13 protein-coding genes are annotated in these 13,334 nt (G+C 71.8%); 8 read left to right on the top strand and 5 right to left on the bottom strand.

Features of this window, described 5'->3' with window-relative positions; translation table 11 throughout:
- Positions 1-365 precede the first annotated feature (365 nt).
- The gene (locus tag RM446_RS00910) at positions 366-1,838 is read right to left on the bottom strand and encodes a helix-turn-helix domain-containing protein (protein WP_311543090.1); all 1,473 of its coding nucleotides are present in this window, start codon (positions 1,836-1,838) and stop codon (positions 366-368) included.
- 634 nt (positions 1,839-2,472) lie between these two features.
- On the opposite strand from RM446_RS00910, the gene RM446_RS00915 reads away from it, so the two are divergent.
- On the top strand, positions 2,473-3,150 hold the full coding sequence (locus tag RM446_RS00915) for a hypothetical protein (protein WP_311543092.1): 678 nt from the start codon (positions 2,473-2,475) through the stop codon (positions 3,148-3,150).
- 104 nt (positions 3,151-3,254) lie between these two features.
- On the top strand, positions 3,255-3,770 hold the full coding sequence (locus RM446_RS00920) for a MarR family winged helix-turn-helix transcriptional regulator (protein WP_311543093.1): 516 nt from the start codon (positions 3,255-3,257) through the stop codon (positions 3,768-3,770).
- 67 nt (positions 3,771-3,837) lie between these two features.
- On the opposite strand, the gene RM446_RS00925 is transcribed toward RM446_RS00920, so the two are convergent.
- On the bottom strand, positions 3,838-4,539 hold the full coding sequence (locus tag RM446_RS00925) for a response regulator (RefSeq protein WP_311543094.1): 702 nt from the start codon (positions 4,537-4,539) through the stop codon (positions 3,838-3,840).
- Positions 4,536-6,164 (bottom strand): sensor histidine kinase, encoded by a 1,629-nt coding sequence (locus RM446_RS00930; RefSeq protein WP_311543095.1) that lies wholly within the window; start codon positions 6,162-6,164, stop codon positions 4,536-4,538. The genes RM446_RS00925 and RM446_RS00930 overlap by 4 nt, the downstream gene beginning before the upstream one ends.
- Before the next feature lie 258 nt (positions 6,165-6,422).
- On the opposite strand from RM446_RS00930, the gene RM446_RS00935 reads away from it, so the two are divergent.
- From RM446_RS00935 to RM446_RS00950, 4 genes are read left to right on the top strand one after another with little or no spacing between them, the layout of a single operon-like run.
- The gene (locus tag RM446_RS00935; protein WP_311543096.1) at positions 6,423-7,442 is read left to right on the top strand and encodes a tripartite tricarboxylate transporter substrate binding protein; all 1,020 of its coding nucleotides are present in this window, start codon (positions 6,423-6,425) and stop codon (positions 7,440-7,442) included.
- A 1-nt stretch (position 7,443) separates the two neighbouring features.
- Positions 7,444-8,043, top strand: coding sequence for a tripartite tricarboxylate transporter TctB family protein (locus RM446_RS00940; protein WP_311543097.1), 600 nt, complete (start codon positions 7,444-7,446; stop codon positions 8,041-8,043).
- 17 nt (positions 8,044-8,060) lie between these two features.
- Positions 8,061-9,698, top strand: coding sequence for a tripartite tricarboxylate transporter permease (locus RM446_RS00945; protein WP_311543098.1), 1,638 nt, complete (start codon positions 8,061-8,063; stop codon positions 9,696-9,698).
- Positions 9,699-9,706: 8 nt separating this feature from the next.
- On the top strand, positions 9,707-10,708 hold the full coding sequence (locus RM446_RS00950) for a tripartite tricarboxylate transporter substrate binding protein (protein WP_311543099.1): 1,002 nt from the start codon (positions 9,707-9,709) through the stop codon (positions 10,706-10,708).
- Between the two features lie 40 nt (positions 10,709-10,748).
- On the opposite strand, the gene RM446_RS00955 is transcribed toward RM446_RS00950, so the two are convergent.
- Both RM446_RS00955 and RM446_RS00960 read right to left on the bottom strand, forming a co-directional pair.
- Positions 10,749-11,069, bottom strand: a complete 321-nt coding sequence (locus RM446_RS00955; protein WP_311543100.1) for a DUF397 domain-containing protein — start codon at positions 11,067-11,069, stop codon at positions 10,749-10,751.
- Positions 11,066-11,926 carry a helix-turn-helix domain-containing protein gene (locus tag RM446_RS00960; protein ID WP_311543101.1) on the bottom strand — a complete coding sequence of 287 codons (861 nt, stop codon included), beginning with the start codon at positions 11,924-11,926 and terminating at the stop codon, positions 11,066-11,068. Before RM446_RS00960 ends, RM446_RS00955 begins: the two co-directional genes overlap by 4 nt.
- 198 nt (positions 11,927-12,124) lie before the next feature.
- Here RM446_RS00960 and RM446_RS00965 point away from each other — a divergent pair, with 198 nt between their 5' ends.
- Both RM446_RS00965 and RM446_RS00970 read left to right on the top strand, forming a co-directional pair.
- The gene (locus RM446_RS00965; RefSeq protein WP_311543102.1) at positions 12,125-12,694 is read left to right on the top strand and encodes an ATP-binding protein; all 570 of its coding nucleotides are present in this window, start codon (positions 12,125-12,127) and stop codon (positions 12,692-12,694) included.
- A 169-nt stretch (positions 12,695-12,863) separates the two neighbouring features.
- Positions 12,864-13,316: a hypothetical protein gene (locus RM446_RS00970; RefSeq protein ID WP_311543103.1), complete on the top strand. Its 453-nt coding sequence runs from the start codon at positions 12,864-12,866 to the stop codon at positions 13,314-13,316.
- Positions 13,317-13,334: the final 18 nt, after the last annotated feature.

Here is a 13,334-nt window from a genome sequence, read left to right on the forward strand (position 1 = left end):
GAGGAGGCGGCCACCGCGAGGGCGGGGGCGGTGCGCCTACGGCGTCCCCGCGGGAAGCGGCCGAGGGGAACTCGCGCCGGATGCGGTCCGTTCGTCGAATCGAGCCGGCCGGCTGCGGCCGGGTGCCGGACTCCGTCCTAGTCCGGCACCTCGGCCACTCCGGCTGTTCGCCTCGTCGCCAGTCGGCGATGCCGGGTCCGTGGGCGAGTCGGCCGCGGCCCCTACCCCGGACCCTTCCTGCCGGGGACGGCACCCCGTCCTCCCGCCTGCCGCCCGACTTCCGCCACTGACGGACGCTGCAGACAGTAAGCGTGCGGCAGGGCCGGAGCAATGCGCACGGTGCTCAACAGGCAGCCGGCGGCTAATCACGATGCACTGTCGGTGACCCGCAGAGCGTGCACGAGGTCGTGGGTGCCGGGACCGGAGGCGAGCAGGTCCCGGTTCAGGAGGCGTTCGGCGGTGCGCAGGTGGGCGCGGACCGTGGTACGGCTCATATCGAGCGTCCGCGCCGTGCGCTGCGCGTCGGTGTCCGAGTCGACCCAGGTCCGCAGCGTGGGGAACAGCTGCTGGTGCCCCCCGTCGCGCAAAGGCTTGAGGAAGGACCGCGCCCACGTGGCGGCCTCCTCGGTGGCCAGCAGCGCGTCCAAGGACGGCGCCGCGCCTGTGCCGGTGGGGGCGCTCTCCGGTGACGGGAGTCCGGTGACCGTGAGCGCGAGCGTGAGGTCGGCACGACAGTGCACGTCGTGCAGGTCCAGGCCCAGCGCCTGCTCGACCCGGCGCAGGTGCGCCGTGACCGTGTTGCGGCTGATTCCCAGCAGGCGCGCGACCCCCGAGCGCGGGAAGCTCAGCGCGAGGCGGGTGACGTCGACGGTGAGCCGGGGCAGCGGTTGGAGCGGCGCGAGAACCGCACGCGCCCAGGCGTGCGCCTGGTCGCGCGGCAGCAGCCGGGCCAGGGGCGCGTGGCCGTGGTAGGGGGCGGCGCGGTCCGGCGTGTGGCGGGCGGCGGCCAGGGCATGGCGGGCCTGTTCATAGGCCTCGGCAGTCGCCGCGAGGGGCCGCGGCTCGCTGATACCGAGCGCGTACCGCGGCTCGTCGCCGACCAGGGATCGCAGCAGCGCGCTCAGGCCGTCGTCGACGTCGGCGCACCCGTCGTCGGGGACGAGGCAGATGAGGTGGGAGTCGTAGACCGGGCAGCGCAGCATCAGGCTGCGGCCGTGGTAACCGGACGAGTCCTGGTAGCGCTCGGCGATCCGGTCCCGGTCCGGCGGGGGGCAGTGCAGCACGTGGAGCCGTACGCGATCGGCGTCCAGCAGCGGAGGGACGGCGCCGGTGGTCATCCTGCGGGCCAGCGCCAGGTCGCCCGCCATCAGGGCCATGAAGACGGCGAGGCGCAGCCGTCCGGCCGCCCGGTTGTAGCGGTGGGCGAGATCGTCGGCGTTGCGGACGCGGCGCAACGCGTCGATCACTGTTCCGGTGTGCGACGCGAGCGTGATCGCCTCGCGTGTCAGCGGTGACCGGGAGGCCACCACCAGTACCGTCCTCGGCGACTCCCGCCGCAGGACCTCGCACCGCACGTGCAGCTCATCGGTCTGCGTCGCGGCCGCGGCGAGCCGCCCGCCCGCCAGCTGCTCCAGCACCGGCCGGAGGGCCGCGAGCACGTTCGCGGTAATCCCGGCGGTGGCCAGGTCCACCGCGCCGTCGCCGTCGACCAGGGCGATGTCCGCGCCCGTGTGGCCCCGGAACCGGTCGGCGAGCCGCCGCGACTCGGCTTCGAGGTCCTGGGACGCGCTCAGCCGGAGATGGCGCAGGAGATCGTCGAGGATCCGGGGTGTCGACACGGCGCTCCCAACCCGTAGGCCGACCCGTGGCCCGTGCGGTCCCCTGCGGGACGGGGCGGACGGGCTCCGGGTTCCGGCGGCGGACTTTGAGATCAAATGCTACTTAACGCGGAGAATGCGGTGAATGCCGTTATTGCCTCCTGCGGCGACCGGCAGGGCACGTCACCGCCCGCCCGGCCGGAATCTGCGGCGTCCACTGGGATGCGACCGACCCGCCCCACCGGGCCGCGTGCCGCGCGGACGGCGAGCCCGCGACGCGCCCTCGCCCATCCTCCGCCATCGGGCGAAGGCCGTCGGCCGGCGCCGCCGCGCCGCAGGCCGAAGGCACCGGCGATGCGTCCCGCGCCCCGCCGGGGGGACGAAGGACCAGCTCGGCGCAGCCGTCCGATCGAGCCGCGGAAGGCGCGGACACGGCGGACTGGCCGAGAGTCGGCCCGCCGGAGTGCACAGCGGGGCCGCTCCGCATCAGCCCGGCACCCGGCGGCGGCGGCGCCGCCTCCGGTCGCCGGCCGGGGCAGGCCCCGCCTCGGAACGGCACACGCCGCAGTCCGCCGCGGGCTTTGCACGGCTCCCTCTAGCGCATATATTCGGGTATCCGAACTATTTTCCCATCCGGAATACAGAAGGCGAATCCATGAACCGCTCAGCAGGCTCCTACCCGAGCCCGGAATTCACCGATCCCTATCCCTACGGATACCTTTACGCAGGGCTCTCCGTCGCCCCGCCGCGCGTGCCCCTGGTCCGGCGCACCGCCGAACGCGACGAAGCGCTGGAGCACTGCCGCAAACTGGCCGGGCGCCTTGAAGCCCGCACCGACGTCGTCCGCGCGCGCGTCTTCGAGACCGTGCTGATCCCGCCGCTCAGGGGCATGCCCCGGTTCGACGTCCTCGTGCTCGTGGAGGCCTCCGCGCCGGACGCGCTCCCCGGCGTGCGGGCGGACGAGGCCTTCCGGGACATCGGGGCCGACCTGGTGATGCCCGCCTACAACAGCGTGCGGATCGGCGACACCGAAGACCCGGCGTCGGGCACCTACCTGTTCAACCACTTCACCGCCGAGGACGGAGAGGCCGCGCTCCGCGCGTGGGAGGGCCTGGCCGGCTGGTACACCGCCAAGGCCGGCGTCGACAACTCGGCACCCCTCGTCCCGCTGGAGGACGCGCGCTTCGCGTTCGTCAACTATGTGCGCCTGCCCGGCGGCGCGGCGGCCTTCATGGCCGACCAGCTGCTGCGGCCGAGCTTCCACAGGTTCGTGCGCGCCCGGCTCAAGGAAAACGGCATGGCGGCGCTGCCGCTGATGTGCCGCCCGGTGTGAACGGGCGGCGCCGCACCGCAGGCGCGCCGAAGCCCCGGTCCCCGCACCTCCCGCCGCCGAATCCGAACCGAGGTTCGCATCCCCGAACCGGCTAGAATCCGGTTGTGGACGGTGGCGAGTACTTCGAGGACGCCCGGCTCCCCGACGCCGAGCCGGTCGAGGGCGTGCTCCGATTCGTCCCGCTGCTGGAGAGCTACTACCGGCGCGCGCACGACGAGATGCCCGAGGAGCTCCAGCGGACGTTCCGGCGCCACCGCCTCACCGGCCGGCACGGGGGTGTCCTGGTCCAGCTCGTCCACGGCCGGGAGCTGACCGTGACCGAGCTCGCCGAGCGGCTGGGTGTGCGACTGTCGACCGCCAGCGAGCTGGTCGGCGACCTGGCCAGCGTCGCTCTGGTGGTGCGCCGGCCCGACCCGGGCGATCGCCGGCGCGTGCTCGTCGCACTGGGCCCGGACTACCAGGAGCCGATGGAGCGTTTCATGGCCGCCCGCGCCGCCCCGCTGCTGCGGGTGCTGGAGCGGCTGTCGCCGAGCGAGCAGCAGGGCTTCGCTGCGGGCCTGGAGGCCTGGGCCCGCGAGGTGAACGGCCAAAGCGCCCCCGAACCCCCGTCGATCTTGTAGCTATCGTGATGGCAATCGATTGCCAGTGACGATAGCTACAAGATCAACGAGGACCCCCGACACCGGGTCATCCGGCCGGGGGCCCGACCCACCTGTAGCGGCGCTCCGGGCGTCCGGCGGTTCCGTAGCGCAGCCGCACTTCGGCGCTGCCCGCCTGGACGAAGTACTCCAGGTACCGGCGCGCGCTGACACGCGACAACCCGGTCAGCCCCGCGCACTCGGAGGCCGACGCTTCGCCGGCGCTGCGCAGTTCGCCCTCGACCAGGCGCGCGGATTCCGGCGTCAGGCCCTTCGGCATCGCCGGGCCCGGCGGACCGGCTACGGACGGCGCGGCGGCGGCACCGCCGAACACGCGGTCGACATCGTCCTGCCCCGGCACACCCGGCCCCTCCAGAGCCTGGCGGGCCTCCTGGTACCGCGTCAGCCGCTCCCGCAGCGCGGCGGCGTCGAAAGGCTTGATGATGTAGTGGACCGCGCCGCCGTGGAGCGCCTGGCGGACGGTCGCGGCCTCGCGAGCGGCGGTGATCATCAGTGCGTCCACCTGCGACGATCCTCCGCCGCGCAGTCTGCGCAGCACGTCGATGCCGCTGATGTCGGGCAGGTAGATGTCCAGGAGCAGCAGGTCCGGGCGCAGCTCCTCTGCCAGCCGAAGCGCCTCCGCGCCCGTGCGCGCCTCGCCCACCACGGTGAAGCCGGGCACCCGCTCCACGAGGCGCCTGTTGACCTTCGCGACCATGAAGTCGTCGTCCACGACGAGCACACGGATCACCGCACATCCTCCTCTCCGCCTCCGCCTCCGGCTGCGCCGGCCGCGGCATCGGGCGCAGGCGACTCGCGGTAGGGCAGCCAGGCGGTGAACTCCGACCCGGCGACCTCGACACCGCCGCCGCGGCGGATGCACACCAGGCGGGTGAGCGCCAGGCCCACGCCGCGGGCGGCCGCCCCGGACTCCTTGGTGCTGAAGCCGCTGCGGAACACCTCCTCGGCCAACTCCGGGGGCACGCCATGGCCGGAGTCGCGCACCCGCACGCGAACGGCGTCATCGGCACCGGCCACCTCGACCTCGACCCAGCCTTGCGCACCCTCGCCGCGGACGGCCTCCAGCGCGTTGTCCACCAGGTTGCCGACCACGGTCACCAGGTCGGCGGAGAGCCGCTCGTCCTGCTCGCCCAGCTCGGTCCGCTCGGAGACACGCAGCTCGCTGCCCTGCTCGGCGGCCAGACTCGCCTTCGCGATGAGCAGCGCCGACACCGAGGGGTCGGCCACCCGCGAGGTGACGTCGGCGGCCAGTTGGGCCCGCGCTCCGCCGACGCTGGCCACGTACCGCTCCACCTCCTCGTACTCCTCCAGGCTCAGCAGCCCGCTGATGACGTGCAGCCGGTTGCTGAACTCGTGCGCCTGCGCTCGCAGCGCCTCGGTCGTGGTGCGGGTGATGTTCAGCTCGTGCCGGAGGGCGACCAGGTCGGTGCGGTCGCGCATGGTGGTCACCGACCCGATGCGCCGCCCGCGCGTATTCAGGGGCGTCCAGTTCAGCGTGACCAGGCGGTCGTTCATCACGGTCACCCGGTCAGGTTCGGGGACCTGGTCGGTCAGCACCTCCACGAGCTGCGGATCCACGCCCAGCTCGGTGAGCCGGCGCCCCGCCGGCTCCGCGGGCAGCCCCAGCAGCTCCGCGGCGGTGTCGTTGACCAGGGTGACCCGGTTGTCGCTGTCCAGGCCGAGCACGCCCTCCTTGATGCCGTGCAGCATGGCCTCGCGATGCTCGGCCAGACCGGCGATCTCGGCCGGCTCCAGGCCGAGGGTCTGGCGCTTGATCCGGCGGGACAGCAGCAGCGACCCGGCGACGCCGAGGACGCAGGCGATGCCCAGGTACACCAGCAGCGTCGGGGCGGCCTCGGCCATGAGCTCCACCGGCCCCGGGTAGTCGCGGACTCCGGCGACGACCCCGATCACGCGGCCGCTGTCGTCGATCACCGGAACGTGCGCGGTCAGCACCCGCCGCTCGCCGAGCGTCACGACGCCGACCCACGCGCGCCCGGCGAGCACCGGGCTGTCCCCCCGCGGCAGCTCCCGCCCGATCAGCCGGGGGTCGGCCGAGGCCAGCATGCGCATGTCCGTCCCGGCGATGATCAGGTCGTCGATGTCGGCGAGACCGCGCAGCCCTTCGGCGGCCGGCTGCAGAATGCCCTCCTCCGAGGAGTTGCTCAGTCCGCTCCGGATGGAGTCGGTCGCGGCGGCCGTCTCGGCGACCGACAGGATGCGCTCGCCCTCGACCTCGCGGAAGCGGGCGTCGGCCTGCGCCAGCGACACCCCGGCCACGGCGACCAGCACGGCCACGACGATCGCCAGCTGCAGGCCCAGGAACCGGCCCGCAAGCGTGAGCCTGATCCGCACCGCTCCTCCCCGCCGTCACGACGCACATCGGATCGGCGGGGGCCTCTCCGACGGCGCGCCCAGCCGATCCGCCTCATCCTCGCACGTCGGCGGCCTGCCGGACGCATGACCAATACGACCGAAACGTCCATTACCACCACTGCTCGCACAACGGCCAGAACGGTTCTGCGCGCCGGACCGTCCCTGCTTTCATGTGCCTCCCCTCACATCCGCCTGTTCGGCGGATCACCATCCCCCGACCACGATTCAGGAGGCACCATGTTCCGCACGTTGGCCGCACGCCTGGCCGCCCCGGTGTCCGTCTGCGCCTCGCTGGCGCTGGTGGCCACCGGCTGCGGCTCCGGAGGCTCCTCCGGTGGCGGCGACGGCGATTGGGCACCGGAGAAGCCCATCGAGATGGTCGCCCCCGCCGCCACCGGAGGCGGCTGGGACACCCTCGCCCGCACCAGCTCCCGTGTGCTGGAGCAGAACAACCTCGTCGACCAGCCGATCCAGGTGGTGAACAAGCCCGGCGGCGGCGGCGCCGTCGGCTGGGCCTACGTCGCCGGCGCCCCCGAGCCGACCCGGCTGTTCGTCACCAGCCCGCCCATCACCCTGGTGCCCCTCACCAGCCAGTCCGCCCAGGATCACGACGACTTCACCCCCATCAGCCGGCTGATGACCGAGTACATGGTCTTCGCGGTGCCCGCCGACTCCCCGCTGAAGTCGATGGACGACCTCGTGGACAAGCTGAAGGACGACCCCTCCTCCCTCAGCGTCGCCGGCGGCTCCGCTCCCGGCAGCATGGACCACGTCGCCTTCGCCGGCGCCATGAACAAGGCCGGGATCGATCCCCGGAAGCTGAAGTACGTCCCCTACGACGGCGGTGGCGAAGCCCTGACCCAGGCGATCGGGGGGCACGTCGACGCGGCCGTGACCGGAGCCTCCGAGGCCGCCGGCCTGGTGGAGTCCGGCGACCTGAGGGCGCTGGCCGTCTCGGCGCCGGAGCCCACCGACACGCTTCCGGAGGTGCCGACCCTGCGCGACGAGGGCATCGACTACACCTACGACGTCTGGCGGGGCGTGATGGGCCCCGGCGACATGACCGACGCGCAGGTGGCCTACTACGAGAAGGCGTTCAAGAAGATGGTCGAGCAGGAGGACTGGAAGAACGAGGCGAAGAAGCTCGGCTGGGAGACCTCGTACATGGACAGCGCGGAGTTCGGCTCGTTCCTGGACGAGTCGAGCAAGGACGCCGAGGACCTGCTGGGCGAGATCGGGCTGAAGGGGCAGGGCTGACATGACGCCGTTCGGCTTCTCCAACCGGGCGGCGGCCCTCGTAGTCGGCCTGTTCGCGGTCGGCTACCTGGTGCTGGCGTTTCGGATGCCGGAGTTCACCGCAGTCGAGGTACCCGTTCAGCCGTCCACGCTGCCGCGCTGGCTCGGCGTCGTGCTGCTGCTGCTCGCCGGGCTGCTGTTCTTCCAGCGCGGAGAGCCCGGCGAGGACGGCGAGCAGGTGCCCGCGGCAGGCGCCTCGGGCACCGCAGGCGCCGAGGCCGCTGAGGGCGCCGAAGGGCGGGCGGACGCCGCGGAGATCGCCGAGGGCGCACAGGCCGGGACCGCGGGCGGCGCGGTCCCGGCGGCCTCCCTCGGTCGCATCCCCGATGCGCGGCTGGAACTGGCGGCCTTCGCCGCCTCCATCGCCGCCTACATCCTGCTGTTCGAACCGCTCGGGTTCCTGATCAGCAGCGCGGCGTACGTATTCGGTGCCTCCTGGTACCTCGGCTACCGGCGCCATTGGGCCAACGCGCTGGTCAGCGTGGGTGTGCCGGCGTCGCTGTACTTCACCATGTCCGAATTCCTCGACGTCGCGCTGCCCACCGGGCCGCTGCCGTTCTGACCCGCGGAGCCACCCTCATGGAAACGCTCGACCAAATCGGCTACGGGTTCGCGGTCGCGCTGGCGCCGGAGAACCTGCTGTTCGTCTTCATCGGCGTGCTCGCCGGAACGATCATCGGGATGCTGCCCGGCCTCGGGCCGATGAGCGCGATCGCGCTGATGATCCCGATCGCGTTCGGCATGGACCCCACCACGGCCATGATCATGCTGGCCGGCGTCTACTACGGCGCCGTCTTCGGCGGCTCGACGTCGTCGATCCTGCTGAACGCGCCGGGTATCTCGGGGACGGTGGCCACATCCTTCGACGGCTACCCGATGGCGCGCCGGGGCAAGGCCGGCAAGGCGCTGGCCATCGCCGCGATCGCGTCGTTCGCCGGCGGCACCGTCGGCGTCGTGCTGCTGATGCTCATCGCGCCGTGGCTGGCGAAGTTCGCGGTCAGCTTCGGCCCCGCCGACTACTTCTCGCTGATGATCCTCGGCCTGACCGCGGTGGTCTCGCTGGGCGGCAGGAACCTCACCAAGGGGTTGATCGCGGCCGTGGTCGGGGTGATCATCTCGCTCATCGGCATCGACTCCCAGACCGCGACCATGCGCTTCACCTTCGGTGTGCCGGAGCTGTTCGAGGGCGTGCAGTTCCTCATCGTCGCGCTGGGCGTGTTCGCGCTGGCCGAGGTGTTCGCGATGCTGGCCCGGCGCGGCACCGGCGGCGGGGACGGCACCATCACCTCCCTGCGGCTGAACCGCCAGGAGGTCGGCGCGCTGACGCCGCCGACGGCCCGCGGCTCGCTGCTGGGCTTCTTCGTCGGCGTCCTGCCCGGCGCGGGAGCCACGATCGCCTCGTTCATGGCCTACTCGACGGAGAAGCGCATCGCCCGCGACGGCGCGACGTTCGGCAGCGGCAACATCAAGGGCGTCGCGGCCCCGGAGTCGGCGAACAACGCGGCGGCGGTGGGCTCGTTCGTCCCGCTGCTCACGCTGGGCGTCCCGGGCTCGGGGACGACGGCGATCCTGCTCGGCGCGCTGCTGGTCCTGGGCATCCAGCCCGGCCCGCTCATGCTCTCCGACCACCCCGACGTGTTCTGGGGCGTGGTCGCGAGCATGTACGTCGGCAATCTCGTGCTGCTCGTGCTGAACCTGCCGCTGATCCCGCTGTTCGCGAAGGTGCTCAAGACCCCGCGGGCGGTACTGCTGCCCCTGGTTGTCGTGTTCTGCGTCATCGGCGTGTACGGTCTGAGCTTCACCGTCTTCGACCTCTGGCTGCTGCTCGGGTTCGGGGTGCTGGGATATGTGATGCGGCAGAACGGGTTCCCCGCGGCGCCGCTGATCCTCGGCCTCATCCTCGGCGGCATGATGGAGAAGTCGATGCGCCAGGCGCTGCAGATCTCCGATGGCGCCTGGTCCACGTTCGTCACCAACCCGTTCTCGGCGGGGCTGCTCGCGCTCGGGGCGCTGGCGCTGGCGGGGCCCCTGCTGGCCCGGCTGCGGCGCAGGCCGTCCGAGCCTTCGGGCGCGGCGCCGCCGGAGGAGGGCTCCGGCGGGGATGACGGCGGTTCACAGGACGGCCGCGGCGGCGAGGCCGGCGGGGCTCAGCGCTCCGCCTCGTCCGCCGGCGACGGGCACGCCGGCGACGGGCACGAGGCCGCCGAGGGGAGGTAGCAGCGACGATGCGGGCCGAAGCCGCGGACCGCCGCGCGCGGGGCACCCGTGCCCGGTGGCGGCTCCGGCTCGCCGCCTCCGCGATGGCGGCGCTGCTGGGGGCGGCCGGGTGCGCCCCGGTCGCCCCCATGTCCGAAATGCGCATCATGGTGCCCAATCCGCCCGGCAGCGGCTACGACATGACCGCCCGGACGGTCGCCGCCACGCTCAAGGACGCCGGCCTGGCCGCGGAGGTCGACGTGTTCAACCTCCCCGGCGCCGCCGGCACGGCGGGCATGGCCCGGCTGATGTACGAGGCGGGCAACGACCGGCTGATGCTGCAGATGGGTCTGGGGCTGGTCGCCCGCACGCACCTGCAGGACACGTACAGCACCACCTCCGCCGTCCCGCTGGCGCGCATGGTGCAGACGCCCACGGTGCTGCTGGTGCCCGCCGACTCGCAGTACCAGACTCTCGACGACCTGGTCGACGACTGGCGGGACCCGGAGGTCCCGGTCCGTCTGGGCGGCGGTTCCAGCCCCGGCGGACCCGACCACCTGGCCCTGATGCTGCTGGCCGAGCGGCTGGGTATCTCCGCCGTCGACACCGACTACGTCTGGCACGACGGTGGCGGCGCGATGCTGTCGGCGCTGATCGAGCAGCGGGTGGACGCGGCGGCGGCCGGCGCGGGCGAGTACCGCCACGCCATCAAGGCGGGCGAGCTGCGGGTGCTGGCGGTGACCGGCCCCGACCCGATCCCCGGGATCGACGCGCCGACGCTGCGGGAGCTCGGCATCAACCTGGAGTTCCTCAACTGGCGCGGACTGCTCGCGCCGCCCGGCATCGGCGAGTCGCGGCGCGAGGAGCTGATCGACGCGCTGGATGAGCTGCGCACCACCCCGGAGTGGCGCGACGCGCTGAACGACAACCACTGGCACGACGCCTATCTCGCCGGCGACGACTTCGGCGCCTTCCTCGCGGCCGAGGACGACCGCGTCGGCGGCCTCCTCGCCCGCCTCGACGAGTCCTGACGGCACAGCGCCGGCGACCCGCGACGGCGAGATGCGCGCGCTACAGCTCGGCGGAGCGCGCAGCGCTGATGAAGGCGTCCCACTCGGCGGCGGGGAAGGCGAGGTATCCGGCGTCGGGATGCTTCGAGTCGCGCAGCGCCGCACCGGCGGGAAGGTCGGCGACTTCGACGCAGTTCACATCGTGGCCGCTGGAGCTGCTCTTGCGGAAGGACGGGGACGGGGCTATAGGGGCGACCTCCACACACTCCTGCCCCTGAGCGCTGTAGCTGCTCTTCCGGAAGGACGGCGGGATGGGGGCGACCTCGACGCAGTTCTGGCTGGCGCCGCTGTAGCTGCTCTTCCTGAACTTCAGTGGTCTCACTGGTCACTCTCTAGCGAAGTGGCGACTTCCTCGATGAAGTCGATGGACTGGGCAACGGTCAGAGAAGCGTTGAGGGCTTCACGCCACATGGCGTCATTACGGCGTATGTCCTCTTCCTCCTCGACAAAGAGAATAGAAGCTGGTGTTTCGGCGTAGGCGATCGCGGGGTCCGCATCGTCCGGGAAGTCCATGATCATGAACCCGCCCAAGTTTGCTGCATGCATCCCAGCGGCGAATGGGAGCACGTGGATCGTGACATGCCTGAGTGTCGCTAGCTCGGCCAGGTGATGCAGTTGCTCCACCATCGCTTGACGCCCGCCAGCTGGGCGGCGCAGTACTGCCTCGTCGATGATGGCCGCGTACTCCGGCGGGTAGGGATGCTTGAGGATGTACTGGCGTTCCATCCGGGCGTCTACATGGCGCTTGACCTCGTCTTCCGCGAACGCGTTTGTACCAGTGAAGACGGCACACGCATACTCACGCGTTTGGAGTAATCCAGGGACGACTTGGGCTTCGTAGGTTCTGATGACGCTCGCCTCTGCCTCGAAGTCTGGCAGCGATCCAGGGCTGAAGACATCCCTGTACTTCGACCACCAGCCGCGCTGCTCCGCGTCCTTGGCGAGCTGGTGCATTGCGAGTCGCGTCTTGTCGTCGACGGCGTAAAGCCGGGCAAGCGAATCCAGATCCGTGAGCCGCAACCGCTTGAGATCGGCTGTCTCCAACTTGCCGAGCGTCGCCCGAGGAAGTGCGGCCTGTTTCGATGCCGTGTCCAGGGTTAGGCCCGCAGCCTCGCGCAGCCCGCGCAGGACGCGTGCGAGCCGTCGGCGTCGGACGGTTGGACTGAGGGTTCGTGACATGACCCAAGCCTACTTACAGAGATTCTCCAAATCGCTTGATTTCAGAGATTCTCTAACTACGATGGTGAGTGATCCGTCACCGGTACGTCACTTCGTGTGATCGGTGGTCAGCCTACAAACGGTAATCCACCCTGTCCCGAAAAACGGCCACACGCACGCCTCCACTGTCGGCACCTAGCCACGCCTCAAGGAGTCGCCATGCCCTCCTCTCATGCTGCCCTCAGTCAGCTACCGTCCGTAACCGTCCCGCTCGCTCTCCTCATCCCCCGGCAGAAGCAGCACTACTTCGACACCATCGGCCCGCGCACGCCCTACCGGTCCCGCGCCTTCACGTTCTGGGGCGATGCGGCCCTGTTCCCCCTGGTCCACGCCTTCCTCAACGGATGCGCGCGCGACCGGGACCCCGACTACCGCTACGTCTTCGATCTCCTGGGCACCGAACTCGCGGGCAACGCCGTCCGGCACACGCGCTCCGGCGAGCCCGGCGGCACCTTCACGCTGCGCGTGGACCGCTCGGCCGCGGGGCTGACGCTCACCTGCCGCGACGGCGGCCTGCCCGACACGCATCTGCGGGACCGCCGCGACCGCGCCCGCCTCCAGCCCAATCCCGCCGGACTGCGCGCCGACGCCGACGCCACCGCCGGACGCGGGCTCGCCCTCGTGGACGCGCTGGCGACCGCCTGGGGCGACAACGGCGTGCCCACCTACCGCCACGTGTGGTTCCACCTGGCCTACGACTTCGCGGGCTCCGCCTGGGCCGCCGCCTGAAGGACGAGGCGACAGCCCGGCGTTCGCCGCGGCTACCCGCAGCCCCGCTCACTCCTGCCCACTGCCGCCCGACCTCACTGCCACCAGACGGCAAGCGGCCCGGAAGGTGCACCACCACCTCCCGGGCCCTGATCCCACAACCCGTTTCAAAGGGAAAGGAACGGAATCAATGCCCGACATTACCCTCGCGCCCGCCCGCACCGCCGCCCGCGTCCACAGGCGCACCGGCACCCTCGCACCTATGCATCCCCCTGTGCCCGCACCCGCCCCGGTGCCGCCCCCGCGCGAGCCCGCCGACATCGCGGACACCCCACCCACCCGGCGACCCTGCACCGACTGCGCCCATCCCTTGTGCCGCACCCGCCGCGCCGGCCGCCAGGACCGCATATACGGCCGCACCCCCGAGTTCGCCCGCGAGCACCGCACCGCTGCCGCCCTCCGAGCCCGCTGCCGCAGCGCCGTCGTCTGGTTCGGCGAAGCCACCCAGTCCTACTGGGCCGCTACCCCCGGCGGCCTCATAGAGGCCCCCGACGCCGACACGCTCCTGCTCACCCTCTCGGCCGGGGCCGCCCGGCCCCGGCGTCCCTCCGTGCGGTCGGCACCTCCGGAACTGTCGCGCTGAAATCGCGAACTCGTGCCG

Source organism: Streptomonospora wellingtoniae (assembly GCF_031845375.1).
Lineage (GTDB): Bacteria > Actinomycetota > Actinomycetes > Streptosporangiales > Streptosporangiaceae > Streptomonospora > Streptomonospora wellingtoniae.

Coding starts and splice junctions, on each gene's coding strand:
- RM446_RS00915 (WP_311543092.1), top strand. CDS start 2,473: ATGAACCGCTCAGCAGGCTCCTACCCGAGCCCGGAATTCACCGATCCC.
- RM446_RS00935 (WP_311543096.1), top strand. CDS start 6,423: ATGTTCCGCACGTTGGCCGCACGCCTGGCCGCCCCGGTGTCCGTCTGC.
- RM446_RS00940 (WP_311543097.1), top strand. CDS start 7,444: ATGACGCCGTTCGGCTTCTCCAACCGGGCGGCGGCCCTCGTAGTCGGC.
- RM446_RS00945 (WP_311543098.1), top strand. CDS start 8,061: ATGGAAACGCTCGACCAAATCGGCTACGGGTTCGCGGTCGCGCTGGCG.
- RM446_RS00950 (WP_311543099.1), top strand. CDS start 9,707: ATGCGGGCCGAAGCCGCGGACCGCCGCGCGCGGGGCACCCGTGCCCGG.
- RM446_RS00960 (WP_311543101.1), bottom strand. CDS start 11,926: ATGTCACGAACCCTCAGTCCAACCGTCCGACGCCGACGGCTCGCACGC.
- RM446_RS00965 (WP_311543102.1), top strand. CDS start 12,125: ATGCCCTCCTCTCATGCTGCCCTCAGTCAGCTACCGTCCGTAACCGTC.
- RM446_RS00970 (WP_311543103.1), top strand. CDS start 12,864: ATGCCCGACATTACCCTCGCGCCCGCCCGCACCGCCGCCCGCGTCCAC.